Origin of the sequence: Luteococcus sp. H101, assembly GCF_038433155.1 — a bacterium.
Taxonomy (GTDB): domain Bacteria; phylum Actinomycetota; class Actinomycetes; order Propionibacteriales; family Propionibacteriaceae; genus Luteococcus.
The window spans coordinates 1-25,729 of record NZ_JBCDMW010000002.1 but is presented as its reverse complement, the minus strand read 5'-3'; the positions used below and the strand labels follow the sequence as shown (position 1 = coordinate 25,729).

Sequence of the window (25,729 nt, the reverse complement as noted above, 5' to 3'; positions counted from 1 at the left end):
CTGCACGAGTTGGGTCCGGCACGGTGCGCCAGGTGCGCGGGGCGCAGGGAACACGAGCAGGCGTGACGTGCCCGGTCGGGCGCGACGTGGAGCGGACTCAGCGGCCGAGTTCCCGGTTGCGCTGGTTCTGCTGCCGCTCGAACTGGGCGCGGGCCAGATTGGGGCCGATCCACCAGACCCACACCGCGGCCACCAGGACCAGCGGCCCGAGCCGGCCGCGGCTGACGGCGCTGAGCACGATGGCGCCGACGAACAGACCCCAGTGGGTCCACCACGGCATCGGCACGGGTTCGGGCTCCTCGTCGATCCACTCCAGCGGAGCCTCGTCCCGGGCGGGCACCACGGCCTGCCCCGGCCGCTTCCCGGGCAGGTCCAGGAAGAGCCGGTCCAGCTGGCTCTGGGTGCGGGCCTGCAGTGCCTGACCGATCCGCTCGTCGAACTCCGCATGATCGAGCCGGCCGGCGGTCAAGTGCTCGCGCAAGAGCTCCGCGGCCTGCTCGCGTTCGGCATCGCCGATCCGGGGTTCGGGGGAGTCTGGGTTGGCCGGGCTGCTCATGCGGACCATTCTGCCCGCTGCCCATTGCGGAAGACCGAGCAGGCCCAAACAGAGCGCCCGTCCAGCTGCCTCAGGGCCCTCGGAACTTGGCCGCATCGGCTAGAAAGGGTGCATGACCAGCACCCCCGAAAGCCTTGACTGGATCACCCGGCTGTGCCGGATCGACTCCACCAGCCGGGATTCCAACAAGCCGGTGATCGACCTCGTCGTCGAGGAATGCCGCCGGTTGGGGATCGAGCCGCACGTGTTCGACTCACCCGACGGCCTCAAGCAGGGCCTGGTCGCCACCATTCCCGCGGCCGACGGCGGCACCACCGGCGGAGTGGTGCTCAGCGGGCACACCGACGTCGTGCCCGTCGATGGGCAGGACTGGTCCAGCGATCCCTTCGAGCCCGAGATCCGTGACGGCCGGCTGTACGGCCGCGGCACCGCGGACATGAAGAGTTACCTGGGAGTGATCCTGCACCTGCTGCCCGAGATCGTCGCGGCGCAGCTGTCCGAGCCGATCCACCTGGCCTTCAGTTACGACGAGGAGGTGGGCTGCCGCGGTGGGGACGCCATCGTGGAGCAGATCAACAGCCTCGCCCTGGCGCCGCGGGCCGCCCTGGTGGGTGAACCGACCAGCATGCGGGTGATCCGAGCGCACAAGTCGGTCAACCTGTTCACCGTCGCCTTCACTGGGGTGAATGCCCATTCCTCGCTCACCGCCAACGGCGTCAATGCCGTGGAGTACGCCGCCGAGCTGGTCTGTTGGTGGCGGGCCAAGGCCGACGACTGGCGGCTCAACGGCCCCTTCGAGGAGGGCTTCCCCCTGACCTACACCACCGCCGGGGTGAACCAGTTCGGCGGCGGCACCGCGGTGAACATCGTCCCCGGGCAGGCCACGGCCGTGCTGGAATTCCGCTCCATCCCCGCCGTCGACCCCGACGACGTGCTGACCGAGCTGCGCGCCACGGTCGACGAACTACGCGAACGGATGCAGGCGGAACATCCGCAGGCCGACGTCGCGTTGACCGTGGACGCCATGGTGCCCGGGCTGGATACCCCCGTCGACGCGGCACCGGCGGAGCTCGCCCACGCCATCGGCGGGCTGCGCTGCGAGGACAAGGTGACCTATGGCACCGAGGCCGGGCAGTTCGCCCGGGGCGGGATCCCGGCGGTTGTCTGCGGCCCCGGGGACATCGTCCAGGCGCACACCGCCGACGAGTTCATCGAGCTCACCCAGATCGCCGCGTGCGAGAAGTACTTGCGGGAATTGGTGAAGAAGATCACAGTTTGACCTTCAGTGCCTTATAGCACCCCGTGATTTCCGCAATATTTCGCGTTGTCTGGGGTGAGATGGCTGGACGCTGACCTCGACTGGCTCCATCGTTCTGCCATGAGTACTGCCACGAATGCCGTCGAGGACGGCCGCGGGGGGCAACCCTCGCTGAACCGGGTGATCGGCCCCGGGCTGCTGCTGTTGTTCATCATGGGCGACATCCTGGGCACCGGTGTCTATGCCCTGACCGGAAAGGTTGCCGCCCAGGTGGGCGGCATCGTCTGGCTGCCCTTCCTGGCCGCCTTCATCGTCGCCCTGCTGACCGCCTTCAGCTACCTGGAGCTGGTCACCAAGTACCCGCAGGCCGCGGGCGCGGCTCTTTACACGCACCGTGCGTTCAAGAGCCAGTTCTTCACCTTCATCATCGCGTTCACCGTGATGTGCTCCGGCCTGACCTCGTCGGCGTCGGCGTCCAAGGCCTTCGCCGGCAACCTGGCCGCCATGTTCGGCTGGGACTTCGCCGAGCACGGCATGGGCCTCAAGCTGGTGGCCGGCGGCTTCCTGCTGCTGGTGGCCGCCATCAACTTCCGCGGCGTCTCCGAGTCCGTGAAGCTGAACGTGGTGCTGACCTGCATCGAGCTGTCCGGCCTGCTGATCGTGATCGTCGTCGGTCTGTGGGCCATCACCCAGGGCCAGGGCGACTTCAGCCGGCTGACCCAGGTCAATGTTGCCGAGGGCAAGAGTTCCTTCAGCGCCGTCACCGCGGCCACCGCGCTGGCCTTCTTCGCGATGGTGGGCTTCGAGGACTCGGTGAACATGGCCGAGGAGACCAAGGACCCCGTCAAGACCTTCCCCAAGATGCTGCTCACCGGCCTGTGCCTGACCGGCGTCGTCTACGTGATCATCGCGGTCACCTCCATTGCCCTGGTCTCCCCCGAGAAGCTGGGCGAGGGCTCCACCCCGCTGCTGCAGGTGGTCCAGGTGGGCGCCCCGCACTTCCCGACCGGCCTGTTTGCGGGCATCACCATGTTCGCGGTCTCCAACACCGCCCTGCTGAACATGATGATGGCCTCCCGGCTGCTCTACGGCCTGGCGCATGAGGGCGTGCTGCCCCGCTCCCTGGGCAAGGTCAGCCCGAAGCGTCGCACCCCGTGGGTCTCGATCCTGTTCACGACGCTGATTGCCCTGGGTCTGGTCTGGTTCAGCAACCTGACCGCGCTGGGTGGCACCACCGCCCTGCTGCTGCTGGTGGTCTTCACCGTGGTGAACATCGCCGTGCTGGTGCTGCGCAAGGACCGGGCCGACGTGCCGCACTTCAAGACCCCCACCATCATGGCCGTGCTTGGTGCCATCACCGCGGCCTTCCTGGCCAGCCCGCTGTCCGGCCGCGCCAACAGCGACTACAAGGTGGCCGGCTGGTTGCTGCTGGTGGGCATGGTGCTGGGCCTGATCACCTATGCCATCAACCGATTCGTCTACCACCAGGAAACCCGGATTCGCGACATCGAGCACCTGGGCGACGTGGAGTGGGAGGCGGAGCATCCGCACGAGGTGCCGCCGCTGCGGGAGGCCCTGCGGCATTCCGACGACGAGCGCCCCAAGCACTGACCAGTCCGCAGAGCGGCTGATCCGAAACCTGCAAGCGGAACGCGGGGTCATCCCTTCGGGGGTGGCCCCGCGACGCGCTGTCTGGTTCGGGGCCGGTGGTGGGCCCGGTCCTGGATTTCACCGTCGACGCCGATGGCCGGGGGGAACTCACCAGCTGTCGGCCGGACGTCCGATTCACCATCCGGCGTGATGCAGCTCACACCCGGCCCGGTCGAGTGACTCGCAACCCGGACTGGAGATTTCACCGACCAATCCCGGTCGGAGTCTGGACATTGGCCGTCGGTTACCCCAAGGTTTCACCATGACCACTGCCACCGAACCTCACGAGGCCGGCCGTGGGGGCGAACCCTCACTGGTCCGGGTGATCGGTCCGGGACTGTTGCTGCTGTTCATCATGGGCGACATTCTGGGCACGGGCGTCTATGCCCTGACGGGAAAGGTTGCCGCCCAGGTGGGCGGCATCGTCTGGCTCCCCTTCCTGGCCGCCTTCACCGTCGCGTTGCTGACCGCCTTCAGCTACCTGGAGCTGGTCACCAAGTACCCACAGGCGGCCGGTGCCGCCCTGTACACCCAACGAGCCTTCAAGAGCCACTTCTTCACCTTCATCATCGCGTTCACCGTGATGTGCTCCGGCCTGACCTCGTCGGCGTCGGCGTCCAAGGCCTTCGCCGGCAACTTCGCCGCGATGTTGGGCTGGAAGATCCCGGAGAACGGGATGGAGCTGAAGCTGGTGGCCGGCGGCTTCCTGCTGCTGCTGATGCTGATCACCCTGCGCGGCGTCTCCGAGTCGGTGAAGGTCAACGTGGTGCTGACCTGCATCGAGTTGTCCGGCCTGCTGATCGTGCTGGTGGTGGGCTTCTGGGCGATGAGCCAGGGCAGCGCTGATTTCAGCCGCCTGACCGACGTCAATGTTGCCGAGGGCAAGACCCCCTTCAGCGCCATCACGGCCGCGACGGCGCTGGCCTTCTTCGCGATGGTGGGCTTCGAGGACTCGGTGAACATGGCCGAGGAGACCAAGGATCCGGTCCGGATCTTCCCCAAGATGCTGCTGCTGGGTCTGTGCCTGACCGGTGTGGTCTACGTGCTGGTGGCCATCACCTCGGTCTCGCTGGTGGCCCCGGACAAGCTGGGCGAGGGCTCCACGCCCTTGCTGCAGGTGGTGCAGGTGGGTGCGCCGCACTTCCCGACGGGCGTCTTCGCCGGCATCACCATGTTCGCCGTGTCCAACACCGCCCTGCTGAACATGCTGATGGCCTCCCGGTTGCTCTACGGCCTGGCGCACGAGGGCGTGCTGCCCCGCTCGCTGGGCAAGGTGAGCGCCAAGACTCGCACGCCGTGGGTCGCCATCCTGTTCACCACCCTGATTGCCCTGGGTCTGGTCTGGTTCAGCAACCTGACCGCGCTGGGTGGCACGACGGCATTGCTGTTGCTGGTGGTCTTCACCGTGGTCAACGTCGCGGTGCTGGTGCTGCGCAAGGACCGCAAGGATGTGCGGCACTTCAAGACGCCGACCATCATGGCCGTGCTGGGCGCCATCACGGCCGCCTTCCTGGCCAGCCCGCTGTCCGGCCGCGCGTCGGGCGACTACAAGGTGGCCGGTTGGTTGCTGCTGGTGGGCCTGGTGCTGGGCGTGATCACCTTCGCCATCAACCGGTTCGTCTACCACCAGGAGACGAAGATTCGCGACATCGAGCACCTGGGTGACGTGGAGTGGGAGGCCGAGCACCCCGTCGCGGAGGTTCCCCCGCTGCGGGACGTGCTGCGCAAGCACGACGGCGAGAAGTGACTCACGCCTGAATGACACGACGGCCCGGCCATCCCATACGGGGAGGCCGGGCCGTCGTCGTGCGTCTGCCCGGGCTGTGCGTCGCTCCGACCGCCGTCGTCAGAGTCGAGGCCCCTCAGCCGGCGGCAGCGCGGACCGCGGCCAGCACCGAGGCCTGCGCGTCACCGGGGGTGGCGGGCAGCAGGGGGATGCCCATGGTGTTCATGACGCGCTGCATCCCGTCACCCATGTGGTCCACCACGACGGTCTGGATGCCCTGCTCCTTCAGGAAGCGGACGATCCGGGCATGGTGCGAGCCGTGGGTGCCGGCGTCGTGGGACTCGTCCCAGGCCACCTCGTGGATCTCCCAGCCCGTGATCTGCGGGCCCTCGGCCCCGGGCCGCACATCCGCGACGCCGATCCAGTGGGCCCTGCCCCAGGCCGCGGCCGTCCGGCCGTCGGGGGTGGTGGGAGTGGCGACGATCATGATTCCTCCAGTCTCGGTGCTGCCCATTGTCCCGAACGGACCATACGTCGTGACAGCTGCCCCGCTGTGCTGACCCAGCGGGGTCAGCGACGTGTGGCAACCGTCGCGACGTGCGGATGGGGCTCGGGGCGTCAGTCGTGCGCGGTCTTGACGGCGTGGACGGTGCGGCTGAACTCATCCTGCACCTGCTCGTCGTGCTTATAGGTGGCCAGGCTGACCAGCCAGGCCACCAGCAGCGCGGCCAGGAAGCCGGGCAGGATCTCGTAGTAGTCGAAGATGTGGCCCGGGCCGCCGTCGACATTGCCGAACCAGCCGACCACCACCGCGCCGGTCACCATGGAGGCCAACGCGCCCATGGCGGACAGCTTGCGCCAGAACAGGCTGAGCAGCACCACCGGACCGAAGGAGGCGCCGAAGCCGGCCCAGGCGAAGGCCACCAGCGCCAGGATGGTGTCGTTCTGGGTCCAGGCCATCGCGCCGGCCACCAGCGCCACCACCAGCACGGCCATCCGGCCCAGGAAGACGTGGTGGTTGTCCGGCTTGTCGTGCTTGTTCAGCGCCTTGTAGATGTCCTCCACCAGGGCCGACGAGGTGACCAACAGCTGGCTGGAGACCGTCGACATGATGGCCGCCAGCACCGCCGCCAGCATGAAACCGGCGATCAGCGGGTGGAACAGGATCTGGCCCATCTTGATGTAGACCGTCTCCGGATCCTCCAGCGTCAGCCCCTGCTTCTGGTACCAGGCGGCGCCCACCAAGGCGGTCGCGATGGCGCCGACGACGGCAAACAGCATCCAACCGATCCCGATCCGACGCCCCGCGCGGGCCTCCGCGGTGGAGCGCAGCGCCATGAAGCGCACGATGATGTGCGGCTGGCCGAAGTAGCCCAGCCCCCAGGCCAGGGCCGAGATGATCCCGATGAGCGCCACCTGCGTCAGCGGGTGCGGCAGCAGCGCCAGCCGATTGATCCCGGCGGCGGCATCCGACGCATTCACCTGGTGCGCCAACTCGCCGAAACCACCCAGCTTGACCAGGCCCACCACCGGCACCGCGATCAGCGCGGCGGCCATCATGGCGCCCTGCACGAAGTCGGTGTAGCTCACCGCCAGGAAGCCGCCGAACAGGGTGTACGCGATGGTCACCGCAGCCACCATGACCATCCCGATGCGGTAGTCCATCCCGAAGCTGGACTGCATGAACACGCCGCCGGCCACCATGCCGGAGCTGACGTAGAAGGTGAAGAAGACCAGGATGATCAGGCCGGACGCGATCCGCAACAGGCGGGAACGGTCCCGCAGCCGGTTCTCCAGGAAGCTGGGCACCGTGATGGAGTCATTGGCTTCCTGGGTGTAGGCGCGCAGCCGGGGCGCGACGAACTTCCAGTTGAGCCAGGCACCGACGGTCAACCCGACGGCGATCCAAGCCTCCACCAGGCCCGTCGCATAGATGGCGCCGGGCAGGCCCATCAGCAGCCAGCCGGACATGTCGGCGGCGCCGGCGGACAGGGCGGCGACGGCGGGGTGCAGATCCCGCCCGCCCAGCATGTAGTCGTTCAGGCTGCTGGTCTTGCGGTAGGAGTACCAGCCGATGAACAGCATCGCGGCCATGTAGACCACCATGGCGATGGTCTGGAAGGTCGTGTCACTCACGAGGACGCCTTTCGAGTGGGTGCGGCAGTGCACGCGGATCGCCGCACGATATCGTGCAGCGCTGCTGTCTGGCGGACATATCGTCATGGGCTGAACAGCGCCACTGGAGCGCGGCAACGTGGTACACGCGATCAGTTCTGGGAAATGACCTCCACAATTCCGCGAACCGGCCGGCTCCCCTGTGAATCGATTCCTCGGGTGGAATACGGAGGTCGATTCCCAGAACTGGTCGATCGCCCACCGCGGCATCGCGCCTCCCTGACGGTGACCCGTCGGGGCGGGGGTAGGCTCCCCCGGGTGAGCGTGGACTTCGAGTACCTGGGGCTGAAGGACGAGCCACCCCGCCGCGTGGAGTACCACCAGGCGTGGGGCCGGCAACGGGCGGTGCACGCGGCCGTCGCCGCCGACGAGATCCCGGGCCGGGTGCTGTTCGTCGAGCACGATGCGGTCTACACCGCCGGCAAGCAGACCCTGCCCGAGGAGCGTCCATTCGACGGCACCCCGGTGGTCGACGTGGACCGCGGCGGCAAGATCACCTGGCACGGGCCGGGTCAGCTGGTGGGCTACCCGATCATGAAGCTGCCGGACCGGGTGGGCGTCGTGGACCATGTCCGACGGGTGGAGCAGGCCGTGATCGAGCTGCTGGCGCACTACGGGATCATTGCCGGCCGGGTGCCGGGCCGCACCGGTGTCTGGCTTCCCGCCGATGACCCGGACTTCGTGCCGCCGATCGAGGCCGGGCCGCACCACGCCAGGAGTGTGGGGCGCACCGGCTATTTCACGCCCGGCATTCCCGAGGCAGCCGCCCAACCAGACGCCGAGGCCCGAGCCACCCAGCCCAACCCCGATCCCCGAGCCTGCCGAGGGGCCGTCCCCGGCTTCCAGCTGGCCAGCATCGACGGCCAGCAAGACCCCGTCGGTCACCAAACGGCCGTCCCCGCCGCCGACGGCCCCCGGATCCTGCGCCCCGAGCGCAAGATCTGCGCCATCGGCATCCGGGTCACCAAGCGCACCACCATGCACGGCTTCGCGCTCAACATCACCAACAGCACCGCCGGTTTCGACAACATCGTCCCGTGTGGGATCCCCGACGCCGGGGTGACCAGCATGGCCGAGGAGATGGCCGGGCCGACGCCATCCCTCCTGGAGGTGGCCGAACGTCTGGAACCGCTGCTGGCAACCCATCTTTCCCGGGAAGGTAACCTGAACCAGTGACTATTGCTCCTGAAGGCCGCAAGCTCCTCCGCGTCGAGGTCAAGAACTCGCAGACCCCGATCGAGCGCAAACCCGAGTGGATCAAGACCACCGCCACGATGGGCCCCGAATACCGGGAGCTGCAGAGTCTGGTGAAGGGCGAGGACCTGCACACCGTGTGCCAGGAGGCCGGCTGCCCCAACATCTTCGAGTGCTGGGAAGACCGGGAGGCCACCTTCCTGATCGGCGGGGACCAGTGCACCCGTCGCTGCGACTTCTGCCAGATCGAGTCCGCCAAGCCGCAGGGCTACGACACCGCCGAGCCGGTGCGCGTCGCCGAGAGCGTGCAGAAGATGGGCCTGAAGTACGCCACGGTGACCGGCGTCTGCCGTGACGACCTCGAGGACGAGGGCGCCTGGCTGTACGCGGAGACCATCCGCAAGATCCACGAGCTGAATCCCGGCGTCGGGGTGGAGATGCTGGCGCCCGACTTCAGTGGCAAGGCCGAGTTGCTCGGCCAGCTCTTCGACGCCAGGCCCGAGGTCTTCGGCCACAATGTGGAGACCGTTCCGCGGATCTTCAAGCGGATCCGCCCCGGCTTCCGCTACGAGCGCTCGCTGGAGGTGCTCACCATGGCCCGCGAGGCCGGGCTGGTCACCAAGTCCAACCTGATCCTGGGCATGGGTGAGACCCGCGAGGAGATCAGTCAGGCGATGCAGGACCTGCACGATGCCGGCACCGAGCTGCTCACCATCACCCAGTACCTGCGGCCCAATGTCACCCTGCTGCCGATCGACCGCTGGGTCACCCCACGGGAGTTCGACGAGCTGGCCGAGGAAGCCGAGGAAATCGGCTTCAGCGGCGTGATGAGCGGCCCGATGGTGCGCTCGTCGTACCGCGCCGGCCGGCTCTACCGTCAGGCGATCGCCGCCCGCGGCTGAGTTGCCGGCTGCTGACGGATTGGCAGTGGGGGCGGAGGCTCGGGGTCGCCCTGACTCTCAGTGCAGGGCCAGATCGGTGCCTTGGTTGAACTCGTCGCTGCCCATCGGGCGGCTGCCCAGCCAGAAGGCCGACGCCAGCACGAGGTAGCCCAGCCCGATCAGCACCATCAGGGTGCGAGAGACGCCGCTGGCCGGGATCGCGGCGGCGGCGATCACCGCGGCCAGCACGATCGCGGCGTTGAAGATCCCGTCGTAGAGCACGAAGACCCGGCCCTTGACCTGTTCGTCGACGTGGGCCTGGACGACGGTGTCGATGCAGATCTTGACCGACTGGGCGAACCAGCCGATGAAGAAGCTGGCCCCCACCAGTGGCCAACGGGAGAGCACCTGGCCGGGGCCGAGCTGCATGGCCGCGCTGGCCAACAGCAACGCGACGATGGTGGCCCGCATCCCCAACCGATGGGCCAACGGCGGCACCAGCAGGATGGACAGGGTGAAACCCACGCCGCTGGCGCCCATCCACAGGCCGATGTCGGCCATCGCGCCGGAGACGTCGGTGGCGGCGTGCAGGTGGTTGCGGAAGAGCACCAGCACGCTGACCAGGGTCAGGCCGTAGAGCACCCGTTGGCCGGTGATGGTGGCCAGGCCCAACAGGGCGGGGCGACGTTCGGCCAGGTGCCGGCCGGCATCGCGCAGCGCGGCGGCCGTCTGGCTGAACCGGGTGCGGGGCGCGGGCACCAGCGGACCCAGGTCCATGCGGCCCAGCCGCGACGCGATCAGCGCCGAGCCGGCCCACATGGCCGCGGCGCTGCAGAAGATGGTGGCATCGGCCAGGGCAATGGACCAGGGGGAGGCCAGGCGGATGGTGGCCGCCAGCCCGCCACCCACCAGCACGCCCAGCGGGCCGATCATCGGCATCACCGCCGAGGCGGAGAGGAATTCGTGGTCATCGATGGTGTGCTGCAACCCGGCCGCCAGCCCGGCCAGGACGAAGCGGTTCAGGGCCAGGGCCACCATCAGGCAGCCGAACAGGATCGTCGAGACCACGGGGGCGGTGGACCCGCTGGCCACGATTCCCGCGATCACCAGCGCCAGCAGGAAGCGCGTCGCATCCACCACGACGGTGATGGTGCGCCGGGGCCAGTGGTCCAACAGGCTGCTGACGAAGGGGCCGATGATGCTGAAGGGCAGCAGGGTGATGGCGAACATCCCGGCGATCGCCCAGGCATTGGGCTGCTGGGCCGGGTTGAACAGGATGTGACTGGCCATCCCCACCTGCAGGGTGCCGTCGGCGCACTGGGTGAGCGCCCGGATGCCGACCAGTTTGCGGAACTTGGGGTGGCGAAGCAGGCGGCTCAGATTGCGCACGAAGGTCACGCCGGCTCCTGTTCCTGCTGATTGGCCCACGGGAACGGGGCCACCGCGACTCTACCCGGCACCGGATTCTGGAAAATGACCGCCAGTTGTCGGCCCGTCGACGGGTGTGGGCGAGGCCCGGTGCAGCCCGGGGATTCTGGCGGTCGATTCCCAGAATCTGGGGCTGACCAGGTGGTTGGTTCCTGGTGCTTGAATGGTGTCCATGAGCCAGGAGACTCCGCATCTGTTCCGCCCGCTGACCCTGGGAGGGCTCCGGATCCGCAACCGGGCCTGGGTCTCACCGATGTGTCAGTACAGCGTCGAGGGCCGCGACGGCATTCCGGGCGACTGGCACCTGGTGCAGTACGGCGGTTTCGCCGCGGGCGGCTTCGGTCTGGTGATGACCGAGGCCACCGCCGTGAACCCCGATGGCCGGATCAGCCCCTTCGACACCGGGCTGTGGAATGACCAGCAGGTGGTGGCGTGGCGATGGGTGACCGACTTCCTGCGCGGTCAGGGTGCAGTGTCGGCGGTGCAGCTGGCCCATGCCGGCCGCAAGGCCTCCACCAATCGCTGGTGGCCGGGCGAGCCGGTGGGGAATGTCACGGCGGACCAGGGCGGGTGGACCCCCGTCGGGCCCACCGCGGACAAGGGCGATGGCCCGGACTTCACGTCCGAGGTGAGGGCCCTGGACGAGGCCGGAATCCAGCAGGTGATCGACGACTTCCGCTCGGCCGCCCAGCGCGCCCGGGACGCCGGCTTCGACGTGGTGGAGGTGCATGCCGCCCACGGCTACCTGCTGCACCAGTTCTACTCCCCGCTGTCCAACACCCGGCAGGACCAGTGGGGCGGCAGCTTCACCAACCGGACCCGGCTGGTGCTGGCCGTGGTGGACGCCGTCCGGGAGGTCTGGCAGGGCCCACTGCTGGTGCGGATCTCGGCCACCGACTGGACCGACGCCGGCTGGGGAATCGAGGACTCGGTGGAACTGGCCCGGCTGCTGAAGGAGCATCGGGTGGACCTGGTGGATGTCTCCTCGGGTGGCCTGGTGAACGCCCGGATCCCGGTGGGCCCGGGCTATCAGGTGGCCTTCGCGGAGCAGATCCGACGGGAGGCGGGGATCCCCACCAGCGCCGTGGGTCTGGTCACCGAGCCGGAGCAGGCGGAGGAGATCCTCACCGAGGGTCAGGCCGACGCGGTGATGCTGGCCCGCCAGGCCCTGCGGGAGCCCGCGTGGCCGCTGCGCGCGGCCCATCGGCTGGGGCTGCCCGCCGAGGACGCGCCCTGGCCGTCGGCCCGGTGGCGCGGCGCATGGCGCTAGGGGGGTATGGGGCGCCCCTTGGCAGGCGCGGGTGGCGTGGCGGGCTTCGTGTGGCTCAGGCGTTCCCGGCGTCCAGCCGCCAACCCAGGAATTCCTTCAGGTCACCGGTCTCGCCGTCGCGGCCACCACGGCCCACCACCAGCGGCGGTGGTGTGGGCTGCAGCGCCACCCCGGTGAACCGGGCCAGCCTGCCGCCCGGGACGGTGAGCACGTAGTAGCCGCCGTCGGTGCCGATGGCGATCGAGCGGTTCTTGCGCAGGTACCAGCCCTGCTTGTCGGTCTTCACCGTGGGGCCGGACATCACCGTGGCCTTGAGCGGCTCGGGGCGAATGCCACGACGGGTGGCCTCGGCGATGAACTCGTCGATCAACTGCTGCGCGGCCCGGGCCTCCTGCCGCACACTCTGCTCATTGAGCTCGATCCGGCGGCGGGCATCCTCCTGGCGCTGACTGGGCATGGGCCCACTCTACGTACAGCATCCGGTGCTCACGGGAGGCGGGGACTGCGGTGTCCCGGCTTGTATCGTTCAAAAAAAGGCACCTGGGGGCTGCTGGTCACCCCCAACAACCCCCAGGGCGTCTTTGGATCGTCCGGGGAGCCAGCTGGGCTGCACTCCGAAGCGATGCTGTAACTATCTCACACTTGACGTAGGGCCGGTGGCCAATTCTGGTCAATTCCTGAGATTTTCTTGTGAGGAAATCCACATTCCGGCCTCGGGGTCGGCTGTCCCAGCTCATTGCGTCCAGTGATCTCCCTGGCTGAGACGACGCAGATCACTCCATGGGACGGCTAGCGCGTGAGCTGCTCTACGGCAGCGATGCCGGATGACATCCGGCGTGGTCTGCTCCCGACGGGCCAATTCGGCGGGCGTCAGGCCAGTGAGATAGCGGTCCGCCAGGAGTCTTTGCTGGTCAGCCCTCAATACCCCGACCTTCATGGCCGCGTCCAGGAGAGGCCGGAGATTGGGCTGGGCCGCTGCTGGCAGGCGACTGAACCGGTGGGGTGGCCAGCTCTCCTCCGGGGTTGGTGCGGTGCGGTCATCGAGGACGATCCGGGCAGCGATCCGGCCCAGGACATCGCCGCCACCGGGAGGCCAACGATGCAGGACCAACCAACAGGTGCCCAGGAGGTCCGGCGGCAGCTCGCGTTCAGAATCTGATGACCGGGAGAAGGCGGGATCGACACCAGACATGAGTTCGGCAACCCGGGAGGCGAGCTCCAGACAGAGCAGCCAGCCGGCCTGTGGGCAGCCGTCGCGCATCGCGGACCACAGGGCCTGGCTCTGGGTGACGTCGCGGGGCGGGTCATGGCCGGGGGTCGGGCAGGTGCAGGCGGGGTCCATGCGGGCACTCAACCAAACGGGTGTTGTCCCACGTGTTGTCCCGGAACGACGGGGTGTTGTCCGTCCCGAAGGCCATGGGGCGGCCCCCCGACCCGATCCCAGCGGCATTGGTCATCCGTCCCGTTATCCCGATGGAGCGCTGAGCGGGGTCTGATGCCTCTGTGGCGCCGGGATGCGCCCATCGCTCTTCCGGGAAAACTGGACAAGCGTCCATATTGGTGGGGACGCCACGCGGGCCGTCGGATCACACCCGGATGTCGTGCCGGCTGGCCAGGTGGTGGCCGGGACGAATGGCAAACAGGGGCGACGGATGACCCGTCGCCCCTGTTCCCACGCATCAGCGCAGCCGGGATCAGTCCTCGGCCAGGGCCTCCGTCGGGGTGGCGCTGGCGGCCTTGCGGCCGGGCAGGATCGAGGCCAGAGCGGCGGCCAGGACCGCAATCCCGATCAGGCCGAGGGTGAGCGGCCAGTTCACGGCGAACTGGATGTGGCTGCCCATGTCCGCCTGCCGCAGCACCGCACGGATGCCGAGCCAGCCGAAGAAGCCGCCGGCCAGCACGCCCACCAGCACCCCGGCCAGGGCCAGCAGCAGCGCCTCCACCAACAGCATCAGCCGCAGCGAGGTCTTGTGCATGCCCAGCGCCCGCAGCAGCGCCGATTCCCGGGTGCGCTCGATCACGCTCAGCCCCAGGGTATTGCTCACGCCGATCAGGGCAATCACCACCGCGGCCCCCAGCAGGCCGGTGATCACCTTCAGCAGGATGTCCAGGATCTTGGTGATCATGTAGGCCTCGCTGGCCGAACCACCAGCGTTCAGCTCGTGATGTTGGGTGGTGATCCGTTCCAGCTGGGTCATGGTGGAGCCGAGGTCATCGTCGTTGGCCAGCTGCGCCCAGTAGGACTGGGGCGTGGGCTTGGTCACCAGCTTGGCGAGGGTGGCCGGGGAGACCATGCCCAGGTTCTGCTCGATCGCGGCGCTGGGGACGGCGCTCAGGGTGATCTTCTCGCCGGTCGGCCGGTCCTTGGCGTCGACGCGCTGCAGTACCACCTGGGTGCCGCGCTTGACATTCTTGGGCATCAGGATCTGGCCGTCGGTGATGCTGGCCGGTACCTGATCGGTCACTGCCCGGATTCCGCCGGTGTGGCCCAGGAGCGTCTCCACCGAGACGGGGCCGGAGCTGGCCACCGATCCGCCCGGCAGCGTCACCGAGGCCTTCACATTGGGTAGCTTGCCCAGCGCCGTGACGACGGGGGCGGTCAGACCCGGGGCCGACTGGCCCGGATCGGACGCAGAGCGGCTGGCGGAGACCTGGACGTCGACGGGGTACTTCTGGTTGATCTCGTCCAGCGCGGTCCGCTGCGCGGTGGCGGTGCCCACCTGCAGGGTGACGATCAGCCCGCAGGCCAGCATCAACGCGGTGGCGGTGGCCGAGGCCCGTCCGGGATTGCGCACCGCATTGGAGGCGGCCAGCGCGGGGGTGGGGCCGGCCCAGCTGAACAGCTTGCCCAGCACCTTGAGAACCGTCGGGATGAACAACGGTGCGCCGAACAGCACGCCCAGGCTGATCAGGCCGGCGCCGGCCATCGCCAGCACGACGGGGCCCTGCCAGGCCGGGGTGTCCGCGCTGACCTCGGCGTTGATCGAGAGCACCGCCAGGGCGGCGCCGGCGGCCACCATCAGGCCGCAGATGACGGCCCGCACAATGGAGCCGCGGCGTCGCTGCTCGCTGGTGGCCACCGGCTGCAGTGCCTCCAGCGGGGCCACGCGGGTTGCCCGCAGCGACGGCAGCACCGCGGCCAGCACGGTCAGCAGGATGCCGATCAGCACCTGCACCCCGAGATCCAGCCAGGGGAACTTCAGGCCGAACCAGCTGGCGCCAGTGACGTGGGCGCCGCCCCAGGCCACCAGGGCGCCGAAGACCAGGCCCAGCAGGGAACCGAGCAGCCCCAGCAGCACCGCCTCGGCCAGGAACTTGCGGCGCACCTGACCGCCGGTGGCGCCGACGGCCCGCAGCAGGCCGATCTGGCGGCGACGCTGGGTGAGCAGGATGGTGAAGGTGTTGGCGATGATGATGATCCCCACCAGCGCCGCGATGGCGCTGAAGACCCAGAGGATGTACTTCACCACGTCGAACTCACCGGAGATCGCCTTGACCGCCTGCTGCTGCGCCTCCTGGGCGGTGCCCACCTCCAGGTTCTTGCCGCTGCCCGGGTACATCTCCGCGTCGGGCTGGTCGGTGAGCGGGGCCAGGGCGTCGTGGATGGCCTTGCTGGCGCCCGCCGGATCACTGGTCTTGACCAGCCAGGTGCCGCCCGGCCAGGTGTCCTGCTGGTTGGCCAGGGCGGGAGCGACGTAGGCGGTCTGGAAGAAGATGCTGGGTGCGTCGTCGGTGATCCCGACCACGGTCAGCGGCTTGCCGCCCGCCTCCACGCTCTGCCCCATGCCGACGCCGAGCTTGTCGGCCAACTGCTTGGCCAGGGTGATCTCACTGACCTGGTCCGGATACTTGCCGTCGGCCAGCGGGGCCCAGCGGAAGTCCTGCGACGGGGTGGGGTAGATGGAGGCATAGACATTGGCCTTGTCCGTGCTGAGGGCGGTCTGCCCGGGGCGGCTCAACTCCGCCTTCTGCACGCCGGGAATGCCCTTGATGGCGGCCTCCAACTGCTGGCTGGTGACCTTCTGCTTCGGGCTGTTGACGGTGGCCACCACATCGGCCTTCGACGTGGTCAGCGCCATCATCTTGCCCAGCGCGTCCGACTGGGTGTCGACGAAGATGCTCACCGCGGCCATGAAGCCGACGCTGATCGCGATCGCGATCAATGTGGCAACCACCCGGCCGGGGTGATAGCGGACCTCCTTGGCTGCGTCGCGGAACATCAGGCCCCCACGCGGGTCAGGGCGGCGTTCACGGACTCCACCGAGGGCTGATTGATGTCGTCGACGATCTGGCCGTCGAGCAGGATCAGCGCGCGGTCCGCGTAGGCCGCGGCCTTGGCGTCATGGGTGACCATGATGATGCTCTGCTCCAGGTCGTCGACGCAGCGACGCAGGTAGTCCAGCAGGGCGGTGCCGGTCTTGGAGTCGAGGGCGCCGGTGGGCTCGTCGGCGAAGATCACGTCGGGACGGGTGATCATGGCGCGGGCCACGGCCACCCGCTGCTGCTGGCCACCGGACAGCTCCGACGGCCGGTGGTCGAGCCGCTCGGCCAGGCCGAGGGAGTCGACGAGCTGGGAGAAGAAGGCTTGGTCCGGCTTCTTGCCGGCCAGTTCCAGCGGCAACAGGATGTTCTGCTTGGCGGTCAGTGTCGGGAGCAGGTTGAAGGACTGGAAGACGAAGCCGACGCGCTCCCGGCGGAAGAGGGTCAGCTGCTTGTCATTGAGGGCATTGAGTTCCTTGCCGGCCATCAGCACCCGGCCGGAGCTGAACTTGTCCAGGCCGGCCAGGCAGTGCATCAGGGTGGACTTGCCGGAACCCGACGGGCCCATGATCGCGGTGAAGGAGCCGCGGGCGAAACTGACGTTGACGCCGTCGAGGGCCGTCACCTGCGTCTTGCCGGAGCCGTAGACCTTGCGCAGGTCGATGGTCTGGGCCACCAATTCCTGCTGCTGCGTGGGCGGGGGGACGACGGACTGTGCCATAACACGATGCCTTTCGGGACGGGAAGGGGTCCGTTGCGGACCCGACGGCTCCAGCCTAGGAATTGCCCTTGTCAGCGGGCATCCGTCGCCGGTCCCTTACCCTTTCCGCCCCGCGTCCACCCACGGGATGATGCCCGTGCGGCCTGGCGTCTGATCTGCGCAGCAGACCGTCCCGGGCGCCAGTGGGGTCAGGACTCCCAGCGGCCCGCGGCGAGGTCCACGAACCAGGAGAACAGGCGCCGGGCCTGCTCGCCCTCGGTGCTGTCCGCGCCGCTCATCATCTCCGGGTGCCACTGCACCGCCACCAGGTCGAACTCCTCGCCGGTGTACTCCACCGCCTCCACCGAACCGTCAGCCGCACGCGCCGCGACGCTCAGGCCGGGGGCCACCTGGTCCACCACCTGGTGGTGGAAGGAGTTCACCCGTGCCTCGGTCACACCCCAGGCCTCGTCGAGGAAGCTCTCCGGCTCGACGGAGATCTGGTGGGCGCCCAGCGCGGGGTTGGCATCCATCATGTGGCGTTGGGTGCTGCCGGAATGGCTGATGTCCTGGTGCAGGGTGCCACCCAGGAAGGTGTTGGTGATCTGCAGGCCGCGACAGATGCCCAGCACCGGCATGCCAGCAGCCCGCGCCAACTGCAGGGCCTCCAACTCGAAGCGGTCCCGCACCGCATTGGGGGCGCCGCACTCCTGGCGGGGGTCGGCGCCGTAGAGCTGCGGGTCGACGTCCTGCCCACCCGCCAGCACCAGGGCATCGACCAGGCTCAGCTGGTCCGCCAGCAGGGACAGATCCGGCGACGGCATGATCATCACCGGAACGCCCCCGGCGTCGGCGATGGAACGCGGGTAGTCCTGGTTGAGGGTCACCCGGGGATAGCCGGGGAACAGATAGTTGCGGTCCAGTTCCACATTGGTGATGATCCCGATCACCGGGCGCTGGTTCATGCCGTCTCCTTCGGGGATTGTTGGTAGGCCCCCAGCTTCCAGGGGATGTAGAGGGCCACCGGCAGCGCCACGTAGCCGATCACCATGGCCCAGACCGCCCACAGGTTGGTGCCGCCGTCGGGGCTGCTGAACTGGCCCACCCAGTCGAACCTTGCCATCAGGAAGACCGAGGCCGCCAGCCCGATCAGCGGGATCACCACATCCAGCAGCACGTGCCGCTCCGTCTGGTTGGTCCGGTGCTTGGCCCGGCCCAGGTAGAAGACGATGACGGCCACCGGGACCACCAGGAACTGGATGAAGCGGCTCACCGAACTGATCACCATGATGCCGCGCATGGAGTAGCCGAAGGCCATCGGAATGGCGATCGCGACGGCAGCGGTCAGCAGGAAGGCGGCCACCGGCACCCCACGTGACGAGGTACGGCTGATGAAAGCGGGAACCATCTTCTGGCGGCTCATCGCGTCGAAGATGCGCGGGGTGCTGAAACTGGCGGCCACGTTGATGCCGAACATGCTCAGCACCGCGCCCAGGATCACCAGGTTGCGCACGATCGGGTTGCCGAAGGCGCTGGCCAGGATCACGGGTTCGGTGGAATGGAGCAGACCCTGCGGATTGATCACCATGGTGACCCCCACCACACCCACATAGATCGCGGTCACGGCGGCGACGCCCAGCGGAATTGCTCGGGGGAGGGTGCGCTCCGGTCGGTCCATCTCACTGGCGGCGGTGGCCACCGACTCGAAGCCGGTGTAGGCGTAGAAGGCGCTCAACACCGCCCCCACGAAGATGGTGGTGTCCATCGCGGGGATGAGCGGGCTGCCGTCGGGCTTGGAGAGCTCCCGCAGCTCGGAGAAGTGGTTCTCACCCGTCGACAGGATGGCCAGCCCGGCGACGATCACCACCAGCAGCGCAGCCACCTTGCCCAGGGTGGAGACATTGTTGAACCACTTGGTGATCCGGGTGCCGGCCAGGTTGATGGCCAGCAGGATGCCCATCAGCACCACGAAGCCGATGGTGATGTTGGTGTTGGTGGTGGCCTGCTTGCCGCCAAAGATGCCCAGCACCGTGGTGACGACGGCGGTGGCCATCACGCCCCACGCGATGGCGCCGGCCACGAACCGGGTGACCCCGACGTAGAAGCCCAGGTCATCGCCGAAGGCCACCCGGGCATAGGCGAACGAGGAGCCGTTCTGGCTGACATAGCGGGCCGCGGCGGCGAAGGTCAGCGCCAACACCCCCGCGAACAGGCCGGCCAGCACGTAGACCAACGGCGTCCACACCCCGGCCACCTTCACCACACCCGCCGGGGAGAGGAAGATGCCCGTCCCGATGATCGCGTTGATGGTGAGCAGGACCACGGACCAGAAGCCGAACTTGTTCCGGGCGACCTTGAGCGGATTGTGCTGGTCGAAGGTGAGCGATGACATGCTCCATCGTCGCTGGTCAGACCCCAGTTTGGTCAAGCCTTCTGGGCGACGAATGTGGCGGGGGCCAGAGCCTCGACGGGTTCGGCCGCAGTGGTCAGCCCCGCGCCCCCCCCGGGATACCGGTCAGCAGGCGCCCAGGGCGCGGGCGATCACCACGGAACTGGTGGCCGCCCAGGCCTGCGGCCGGCACGACGCCGGGTAGGGCTGGGGCGGGAAGACCTGTTCGGCGTCCAGGCCGCCGAACAGTTCCGGCAGCCGGAAGCCGAAGCCCTCGGCGGCGCGCAGCAGACCGAGCGCCAGCTGGCGCGCCTCGTCGTCGTAACCCGAGGCCAGCATCTGGTTGATGATGAAGGCCGTGTCGTGGGTCCAGACCGAGCCGACGTGGTAGCTCAACGGCCAGTAACCACCATTGGTGGTGCTCATGGTGCGGATGCCGTAGCCGGAGTTCATCGACGGGTGCATCAGCCGGGTCACCACCTGTCGCTCCTCGTCGGCGCTCAGGATTCCGGTGCCCAGGAGGTGCCCCATGTTGGAGGCGACGCCGGTCACCTGCAGCTTGTTGCCCTGGGCGTCGGTGGCACCGTCCAGCGCCAGCACCGGGTAGGCGCCCAGCTCGTCGCTGGCCCAGAACCTCTCCCGGAAACGCTCGGCCAACGCGGCGGCCCAGCCGGTCCACTCGGCCTGCGTCTCGGTGTCCTCGGGACGGTCGGCATACTTCGCCAGCAGCCGGGCCCCACCCAGGGCGGCGGCATGGGCATAGCCCTGCACCTCGGCGAGGGCGACGGAGCCGACCGCCAGATGGCCGTCGGCAAAGCGAATGGAGTCCCCGGAGTCCTTCCAGCCCTGGTTGGCCAGGCCGTGGCCGGACTCGTCGCGGTATTCCAGGAAGCCGTCGCCGTCGGAATCACCGAAGTCCCGGATCCAGGCCAGGGCGGCGCGCAGGTTGGGCAGCAGGCGGCGCACCTCGTCGGGGTCCAGCCCGGCCGCCTCGGCCTCGTCCAGCAGCATCACCCACAGGCAGGTGGCATCCACCGTGCCGTAGTAGAGCGGTGGGAGCCGCATCTCGTGCTCGGTCTGGCCCTGGTGGGACAGGGCCAGCTCCAGCGGCTCCTGGCGCACCTCGTGCAGGATCTTGCCCGGCTGCTGGGCGGATTCGACGTCGACCTTCCGGCCCTGCAGCAGGGCCAGGGCACGCAGGGTGCCCAGCGCGATGCTGACGTCGTGCGGCAGCAGGTTGCGCGCGGCTATCAGTGAGTCCCGGCCGAACAGGGTGAAGTACCACGGTGCGCCGGCGGCCAGGAAACCCTGCCCGGGGGTCGACGGGTGGGACATCCGCAGGCCGTTGAGATCGGCGAAGGAGGTGGTCAGCAGCCGGTCCAGCGCCGGGACGGAGCCGTCTGTGGCCGGCGGGACCAGCGCCGGGGCGGTGCAGGCCACGAAGGGGGCCGCCTCGTCCCGCAGCTCCAGGCGCAAGCCCAGCTCGGCGGTGCCGCGGGCGGGCAGGTCAACCGCCCAGGTCAGCACGAGGTCGTCGCCGTCCAGGGCGCAGTCGGCCTCGGTGGTCAGGCTGGCGAAGGTGTTCTGGTCCCGCCAGGAGAAGTGGGCGCCCCCGTCGGCCAGCACCGCGCGGACGTCTTGACCACGCAGGCCGGACTTGATCTGCTGCATGGCGGTGGCATCGGGCCGCAGGCGCAGGTGCAGCCGCACGGCCAGGTCGGTGACCGAGGCGGTGCTGAGCAGCAGGCGCTCGGTCAGCCCCTCGCCGTCCACCTCACGGACCCGCCGGAGCAGCAGGGCGGGGTCCACGCCCAGCTCCGGGGTGCGCAGCACGTACTGGAAGCTGGCCCGCCCGCCACCCCGCTCGTCGGTGCTGACGTGCTCCAGCTCATGGGTGGGGCTGGTCAACTCCAGCCGGGAGACCACCCGCATGTCGCCGCAGTAGACCCCTTCCACGGTGCGGGCGGGCGCCAGCCCGTCGGCCTGCCCGTCCAACGCGGACCACGCCTGCACCGGGGCGGCCAGCACGGCGGAGCGATTGGTGAGGTAGGGCTGCTGCATGGTGACCATTCTGCGGTGACTGGGCGGACGGGGGCGCTGCGCATCGACCCGATCCGGCCAACCGAAGCTGAGGGCTTGACGTGCAGGGTGGCCCGGGGAGAGGCTATCAACATCCTTGATCGTTCCAAGGGGCAGAGTCGCACCTGAACGAGGGGATTGGAGAAGAGGCAGTGACCATGGCTCGTCCAACGCTGGTGAGTCTCGCCAAGGAACTCGGTGTTTCCCGGCAGACCGTGTCCAATGTGATCAACGCACCCCATCTGGTGAAGCCCGAGACCCGGGAGAGGGTCCAGGCTGCCATCGAGCGCACGGGTTACCGGCCCAACTACGCGGCTCAAGCCTTGCGGAATCAGCGCTCCCAGACCCTCGCGATGCGGATCTACCCCTCGTCGGATGGAATCTACGGGGCAGTGATGGACCGCTTCCACCACCAGTTGGTGAGGGAGGCCCGCACCCGGGGCTACAACATCATGCCCATCACTGCCGAGGATGACCGCGACGAGGTGGAGCAGCTGATTTCTCTCCATGATCGCGGGTCCATCGACGGGTGTCTGATCTCGGGAACCAGCAGGACGGACGTCAGGCCGGCGGAGTTCGTCAAGAAGGGCCTGCCGATGGTCGCCTTCGGGCGTCCCTGGAGCAATCCAGACTGCCAGCACTACTGGGTTGACGTGGATGGAGCGGCCGGGACCATGGCCGGAACCACCCACTTCATCCGGGCCGGGTTCGAGCGGATCGGCTTCGTCGGGATGCTCCCCGGTTCCGGGCCGGGAGATGACCGGCGGGAGGGCTGGCGCTCAGCAATGCGAACAGCCTTCCCGGCCATGGACCTGGAGGGCTGGGACAGCGCCAGTGTGGATTCCGTCGAGGCCGGGGTCGAGGCGGCCAACCGGCTCTTCGACCGAGGAGCGCAGGCGCTGGTGTGCGCCTCGGACTCGCTGGCCTTCGGCTCCTGGGAGACCTTCCGCCAGCGGGGCGGCAATGACCACGAGGTTCCGGTCATCGGCTTCGACGGCTCCCCGGTGGCTCGGGCCATCGGGATGTCCAGCGTCGCCCAACCAGTGGAGACGGCCGTCCAGTTGTTGGTGGAAGCCCTTCTCCGGCAGGTTCGCGACGACTCGGCTGGCGCAGGAATGACCCCCGCCCTGCTGGATGCTCGATTGGTGCTTCGCGGCCAGTCTGCGTGCTGAGTGCCTGCCCGGGTCAGTTCCCCTCGTCGATGGCCTCGACGAACCAGCGCGTGATGCTGGTGGGGTGGGTGATGGCGGTGCCCACCACGACGCTGTGTGCGCCGAGCTGGATGGCCTGAGCGGCGTCGCCGGGGGTGTGGATCCGGCCCTCCACCAGCACCGGCTCGTCGGGGAAGTCCCTGACCAGCTGCTCCACCAGCTCCCAGTCGGGCCCGTCGGTCTTGGGGCGCTCGCCGCTGTAGCCGGCCAGGGTGGTGCTGAGGATGTCGGCCCCGGCCTCATGTGCGGCGTGGGCATCCGCCAGCGAGCCACAGTCCGCCATCACCAGCACCTGCGGGAACTGCTCCTTGAGGCCGGCGATGGTCTGCGCCAGTGACAGCCCGTCCGGGCGGGGCCGACGGGTGCCGTCCAGCGCCACGATCTCGCAGCCGGTGGCGGCCACCGCCAGACAGTCCGCCAGCGTGGGGGTGATGTAGACGCCCTCCTTGCCCACCTTGACGATCCCGATGATCGGCACCGTCACCGCCTGACGGATCAGCCGCAGGTCCTCCAGGCCCTTGGCGCGGATGCCGGCCGCGCCGCCGACAACGGCGGCCTGCGCCAGCTGGCTCATGGTGCGGGGGTCCAGCATCGGTTCTTCCGGGTAGGCCTGGCAGGACACCACCAGCCGGCCGCGGAGTTGGTTGAGGACGTCGTTCATGAGGGATCTCCTGTCATTGGGACCGACGGATGGGTGAACAGGCTGGCGGCCCCCAGCAGGGCCGCGTCATCGGGATGCTGGGCCAGCACGATCGCGGTGTCGCTGGCGGGCGGCAGGACGTGCTGCTGCTGCGCCTCGCGCAGGCTCTCCCACCACAGCTCCCCGGCATTCGCCAGGCCGCCGGTGACCACCACCAGGCTGGGATCCAGCAGGTTGCACCAGCCTCCGATGGCCGCCCCCAGGGCCGCGCCCGAGGTGCGCACCGTGCGCCGGGCGTCGGGATCCCCGTCGGCCGCCGCCTGCGCGATGGCGCGGGACGAGGCGGGGGTGCTGTGCGGGTGCAGGTGGCGGTGCAGCAGTTCCAGACCGGAGCCGGAGGCCACCGACTCGAGGTGTCCGGTGGCGCCGCAGCTGCACCGCAGCCCGGCGGCCTGCTCGCACGGCACGTGGCCCAGATGGCCGGCCACATGGTGGGCGCCGATGAGCAACCGCCCGTCGCTCACCAGGGCGCCGCCCAGCCCGGTGCCGGCGGCCACCAGCAGCATCGAGGAGGCGCCCCGGCCCGCTCCGTGGTGCCATTCTCCCAGCGCGTGTCCGTGCACGTCGTTGACCACCCGCACTGGTAGCTGCAGGCGGTCGGAGACCTCCTCGGCCAGCCGGGTGCCCGCCCAGCCGCGAATCAGGTCGGTGGCGGCCACCACGGTGCCCGTTGCCGGGTCGATCACCCCGGCCGACGAGATGCCCACCCGGGTGCGGGAGCCGGGTCCCACCTCACCGACGGCGCGGACGATGGCGTCGATCACGGCGGCGGCCCCGGCCTGCGCCGGGGTGGGATGCGAGACCAGGCCCTGCACCTGGCCGGCCACCACCCGGGCGGCGCGCACCTGCGTGCCCCCCACATCGACGCCGACCAGCAGGCCGGCATCCTCGGGGCCAACCCCACCGACTGTGCACTGCGGCGTGCCGGGCATGTCTCCGCTCCTATCATCGGACGTCTGATGTCAAGTCTCTCGCCGCGGCCCCGCGTGGTCAATTCCATCCGGCGAGCCGAGTGCCCGGGGCGGGCGGCGTGGCCAGCGGGCTGGCGCGGGTCAGGGAGTGCCGGCTGGCCTACCTGGCCGGGGTGGGCGTCGCGTCGCCACCCATTCGCGTTAGAGTTAGGACATCAGACATCCGATGAAGGGCGTGGGTGCCTTTGCACCATGCGCTGACGGAAGGGCGTCAGCGCCCCCATGCCCGGTCACCGCCCACCAGTCGCCCCTTCGCGTCTTCAGGAGCCTTCCATGACCGCTTGTAACGCCAACCACTTGACCGGCGTGATCCCGCCCGTCATCACCCCGCTGAATCCGGACCGGACACTCGATGTCCCGGGGCTGGAGCGCGTGCTGGAACGTATGCTCGCCGCCGGGGTGGCCGGGATCTTCGCCCTGGGCTCCACCGGAGAGGTGGCCTTCGCCTCGCCCGCCCTGCGGGAGCAGGTGATCGGTGAGGTGGTGCGGATCGTCAACCACCGGGTGCCGGTGATCGCCGGCGTCGTGGACATGCAGACCGCCCGCGTCATCGAGAACATTCGCCAGGCCCAGAGCCTGGGGGCCGACGCGGTGGTGGCCACCGCCCCCTACTACGCCATCACCCTCCCGCCGGAGGTGGAGCGCCACTTCTCGATCCTGGCCGAGCACTCCGAGCTGCCCATCTACGCCTACGACATCCCCGTCTGCGTCCACACCAAGCTCTTGCCCGACATGCTGGTGCGGTTGGGGGCCAGGGGAGCGCTGGCTGGGGTCAAGGATTCGTCCGGGGACGACGTCAACTTCCGTCGCCTGGCCCTGAAGAACCGCGACGCCGGGGCCGGCCTGTCCCTGCTCACCGGCCACGAGTTCGTCGTCGACGGTGCCTACCTCTCCGGTGCCGACGGCTGTGTCCCCGGCCTGGCCAATGTGGACCCCGCGGGCTATGTCGCGCTCCACCAGGCGCAGCTGGCCGACGACTGGCAGCGGGTGCGCACCGAGCAGGACCGCCTGGCCCGCCTGATGGAGATCTGCCTGGCATCCCGGGGGCAGCAGGGGTGGGCAGCCGGTGTGGGTGCCTTCAAGACCGCGCTGAAGCTGCTGGGCATCATCGAGTCCAATCAGGTGCCCCAGCCCTTCGAGGCCATCAATGCCGAGGACACCCTGGCCATCCAGGCCATCCTGGAGGCGCACGGCCCCACCGCCTGACGACGCATCCCGCCGGCCCCGCCACACCGGCCAAGGAACTGGGGGTGGGGGGGGGGGGGGCGAGGGGGAAACAAA

20 protein-coding genes are annotated in these 25,729 nt (G+C 69.0%); 8 read left to right on the top strand and 12 right to left on the bottom strand.

Annotated features, from left to right (window positions below):
* Positions 1–97: 97 nt before the first annotated feature.
* Positions 98–556 (bottom strand): DUF1707 SHOCT-like domain-containing protein, encoded by a 459-nt coding sequence (locus AAEX60_RS00425; RefSeq protein WP_342100257.1) that lies wholly within the window; start codon positions 554–556, stop codon positions 98–100.
* A 112-nt stretch (positions 557–668) separates the two neighbouring features.
* On the opposite strand from AAEX60_RS00425, the gene argE reads away from it, so the two are divergent.
* The 3 genes from argE (at position 669) to AAEX60_RS00410 (ending at position 5,211) form a co-directional block, all read left to right on the top strand.
* The gene (gene argE, locus AAEX60_RS00420) at positions 669–1,835 is read left to right on the top strand and encodes an acetylornithine deacetylase (protein WP_342100256.1); all 1,167 of its coding nucleotides are present in this window, start codon (positions 669–671) and stop codon (positions 1,833–1,835) included.
* 99 nt (positions 1,836–1,934) lie between these two features.
* Positions 1,935–3,425 (top strand): APC family permease, encoded by a 1,491-nt coding sequence (locus AAEX60_RS00415; protein ID WP_342100255.1) that lies wholly within the window; start codon positions 1,935–1,937, stop codon positions 3,423–3,425.
* Between the two features lie 301 nt (positions 3,426–3,726).
* The gene (locus AAEX60_RS00410; protein WP_342100253.1) at positions 3,727–5,211 is read left to right on the top strand and encodes an APC family permease; all 1,485 of its coding nucleotides are present in this window, start codon (positions 3,727–3,729) and stop codon (positions 5,209–5,211) included.
* Positions 5,212–5,326: 115 nt separating this feature from the next.
* Here AAEX60_RS00410 and AAEX60_RS00405 read toward each other — a convergent pair whose 3' ends face one another.
* Together AAEX60_RS00405 and putP are read right to left on the bottom strand one after the other, a co-directional pair.
* The gene (locus AAEX60_RS00405) at positions 5,327–5,677 is read right to left on the bottom strand and encodes a NifB/NifX family molybdenum-iron cluster-binding protein (protein ID WP_342100252.1); all 351 of its coding nucleotides are present in this window, start codon (positions 5,675–5,677) and stop codon (positions 5,327–5,329) included.
* A gap of 131 nt (positions 5,678–5,808) precedes the next feature.
* The gene (gene putP, locus AAEX60_RS00400; RefSeq protein ID WP_342100250.1) at positions 5,809–7,326 is read right to left on the bottom strand and encodes a sodium/proline symporter PutP; all 1,518 of its coding nucleotides are present in this window, start codon (positions 7,324–7,326) and stop codon (positions 5,809–5,811) included.
* 297 nt (positions 7,327–7,623) lie between these two features.
* On the opposite strand from putP, the gene lipB reads away from it, so the two are divergent.
* Positions 7,624–8,541, top strand: a complete 918-nt coding sequence (lipB, locus tag AAEX60_RS00395) for a lipoyl(octanoyl) transferase LipB (RefSeq protein ID WP_342100247.1) — start codon at positions 7,624–7,626, stop codon at positions 8,539–8,541.
* The gene (gene lipA / locus AAEX60_RS00390; RefSeq protein WP_342100245.1) at positions 8,538–9,461 is read left to right on the top strand and encodes a lipoyl synthase; all 924 of its coding nucleotides are present in this window, start codon (positions 8,538–8,540) and stop codon (positions 9,459–9,461) included. The genes lipB and lipA overlap by 4 nt, the downstream gene beginning before the upstream one ends.
* A gap of 57 nt (positions 9,462–9,518) precedes the next feature.
* On the opposite strand, the gene AAEX60_RS00385 is transcribed toward lipA, so the two are convergent.
* Positions 9,519–10,838: an MFS transporter gene (locus AAEX60_RS00385; protein WP_342100243.1), complete on the bottom strand. Its 1,320-nt coding sequence runs from the start codon at positions 10,836–10,838 to the stop codon at positions 9,519–9,521.
* A gap of 202 nt (positions 10,839–11,040) precedes the next feature.
* Between AAEX60_RS00385 and AAEX60_RS00380 the strand changes: the two genes are divergently transcribed.
* On the top strand, positions 11,041–12,138 hold the full coding sequence (locus tag AAEX60_RS00380) for an NADH:flavin oxidoreductase/NADH oxidase (protein WP_342100242.1): 1,098 nt from the start codon (positions 11,041–11,043) through the stop codon (positions 12,136–12,138).
* Between the two features lie 55 nt (positions 12,139–12,193).
* On the opposite strand, the gene AAEX60_RS00375 is transcribed toward AAEX60_RS00380, so the two are convergent.
* The 6 genes from AAEX60_RS00375 to AAEX60_RS00350 form a co-directional block, all read right to left on the bottom strand.
* A complete protein-coding gene (locus AAEX60_RS00375) occupies positions 12,194–12,595 on the bottom strand; it encodes a hypothetical protein (protein ID WP_342100241.1) in 402 nt (133 codons plus the stop codon).
* Positions 12,596–13,832: 1,237 nt separating this feature from the next.
* Positions 13,833–16,358, bottom strand: coding sequence for an FtsX-like permease family protein (locus AAEX60_RS00370; RefSeq protein ID WP_342100239.1), 2,526 nt, complete (start codon positions 16,356–16,358; stop codon positions 13,833–13,835).
* The gene (locus AAEX60_RS00365; RefSeq protein WP_446721209.1) at positions 16,358–17,194 is read right to left on the bottom strand and encodes an ABC transporter ATP-binding protein; all 837 of its coding nucleotides are present in this window, start codon (positions 17,192–17,194) and stop codon (positions 16,358–16,360) included. The genes AAEX60_RS00370 and AAEX60_RS00365 overlap by 1 nt, the downstream gene beginning before the upstream one ends.
* A 113-nt stretch (positions 17,195–17,307) precedes the next feature.
* Entirely contained in the window at positions 17,308–18,063 is a 756-nt protein-coding gene (locus AAEX60_RS00360) for a gamma-glutamyl-gamma-aminobutyrate hydrolase family protein (RefSeq protein WP_342100236.1), read from the bottom strand.
* A complete protein-coding gene (locus AAEX60_RS00355) occupies positions 18,060–19,490 on the bottom strand; it encodes an APC family permease (RefSeq protein ID WP_342100234.1) in 1,431 nt (476 codons plus the stop codon). Before AAEX60_RS00355 ends, AAEX60_RS00360 begins: the two co-directional genes overlap by 4 nt.
* A gap of 123 nt (positions 19,491–19,613) precedes the next feature.
* Complete coding sequence (locus AAEX60_RS00350) at positions 19,614–21,548, bottom strand: glycogen debranching N-terminal domain-containing protein (protein WP_342100232.1); 1,935 nt, start codon at positions 21,546–21,548, stop codon at positions 19,614–19,616.
* 176 nt (positions 21,549–21,724) lie between these two features.
* On the opposite strand from AAEX60_RS00350, the gene AAEX60_RS00345 reads away from it, so the two are divergent.
* Positions 21,725–22,738: a LacI family DNA-binding transcriptional regulator gene (locus AAEX60_RS00345; RefSeq protein WP_342100230.1), complete on the top strand. Its 1,014-nt coding sequence runs from the start codon at positions 21,725–21,727 to the stop codon at positions 22,736–22,738.
* Positions 22,739–22,751: 13 nt separating this feature from the next.
* Here AAEX60_RS00345 and AAEX60_RS00340 read toward each other — a convergent pair whose 3' ends face one another.
* Together AAEX60_RS00340 and AAEX60_RS00335 are read right to left on the bottom strand one after the other, a co-directional pair.
* Entirely contained in the window at positions 22,752–23,438 is a 687-nt protein-coding gene (locus AAEX60_RS00340; protein ID WP_342100228.1) for an N-acetylmannosamine-6-phosphate 2-epimerase, read from the bottom strand.
* Positions 23,435–24,409 (bottom strand): ROK family protein, encoded by a 975-nt coding sequence (locus tag AAEX60_RS00335; RefSeq protein ID WP_342100225.1) that lies wholly within the window; start codon positions 24,407–24,409, stop codon positions 23,435–23,437. The genes AAEX60_RS00340 and AAEX60_RS00335 overlap by 4 nt, the downstream gene beginning before the upstream one ends.
* A 312-nt stretch (positions 24,410–24,721) precedes the next feature.
* Here AAEX60_RS00335 and AAEX60_RS00330 point away from each other — a divergent pair, with 312 nt between their 5' ends.
* A complete protein-coding gene (locus tag AAEX60_RS00330) occupies positions 24,722–25,654 on the top strand; it encodes a dihydrodipicolinate synthase family protein (RefSeq protein ID WP_342100223.1) in 933 nt (310 codons plus the stop codon).
* Positions 25,655–25,729: the final 75 nt, after the last annotated feature.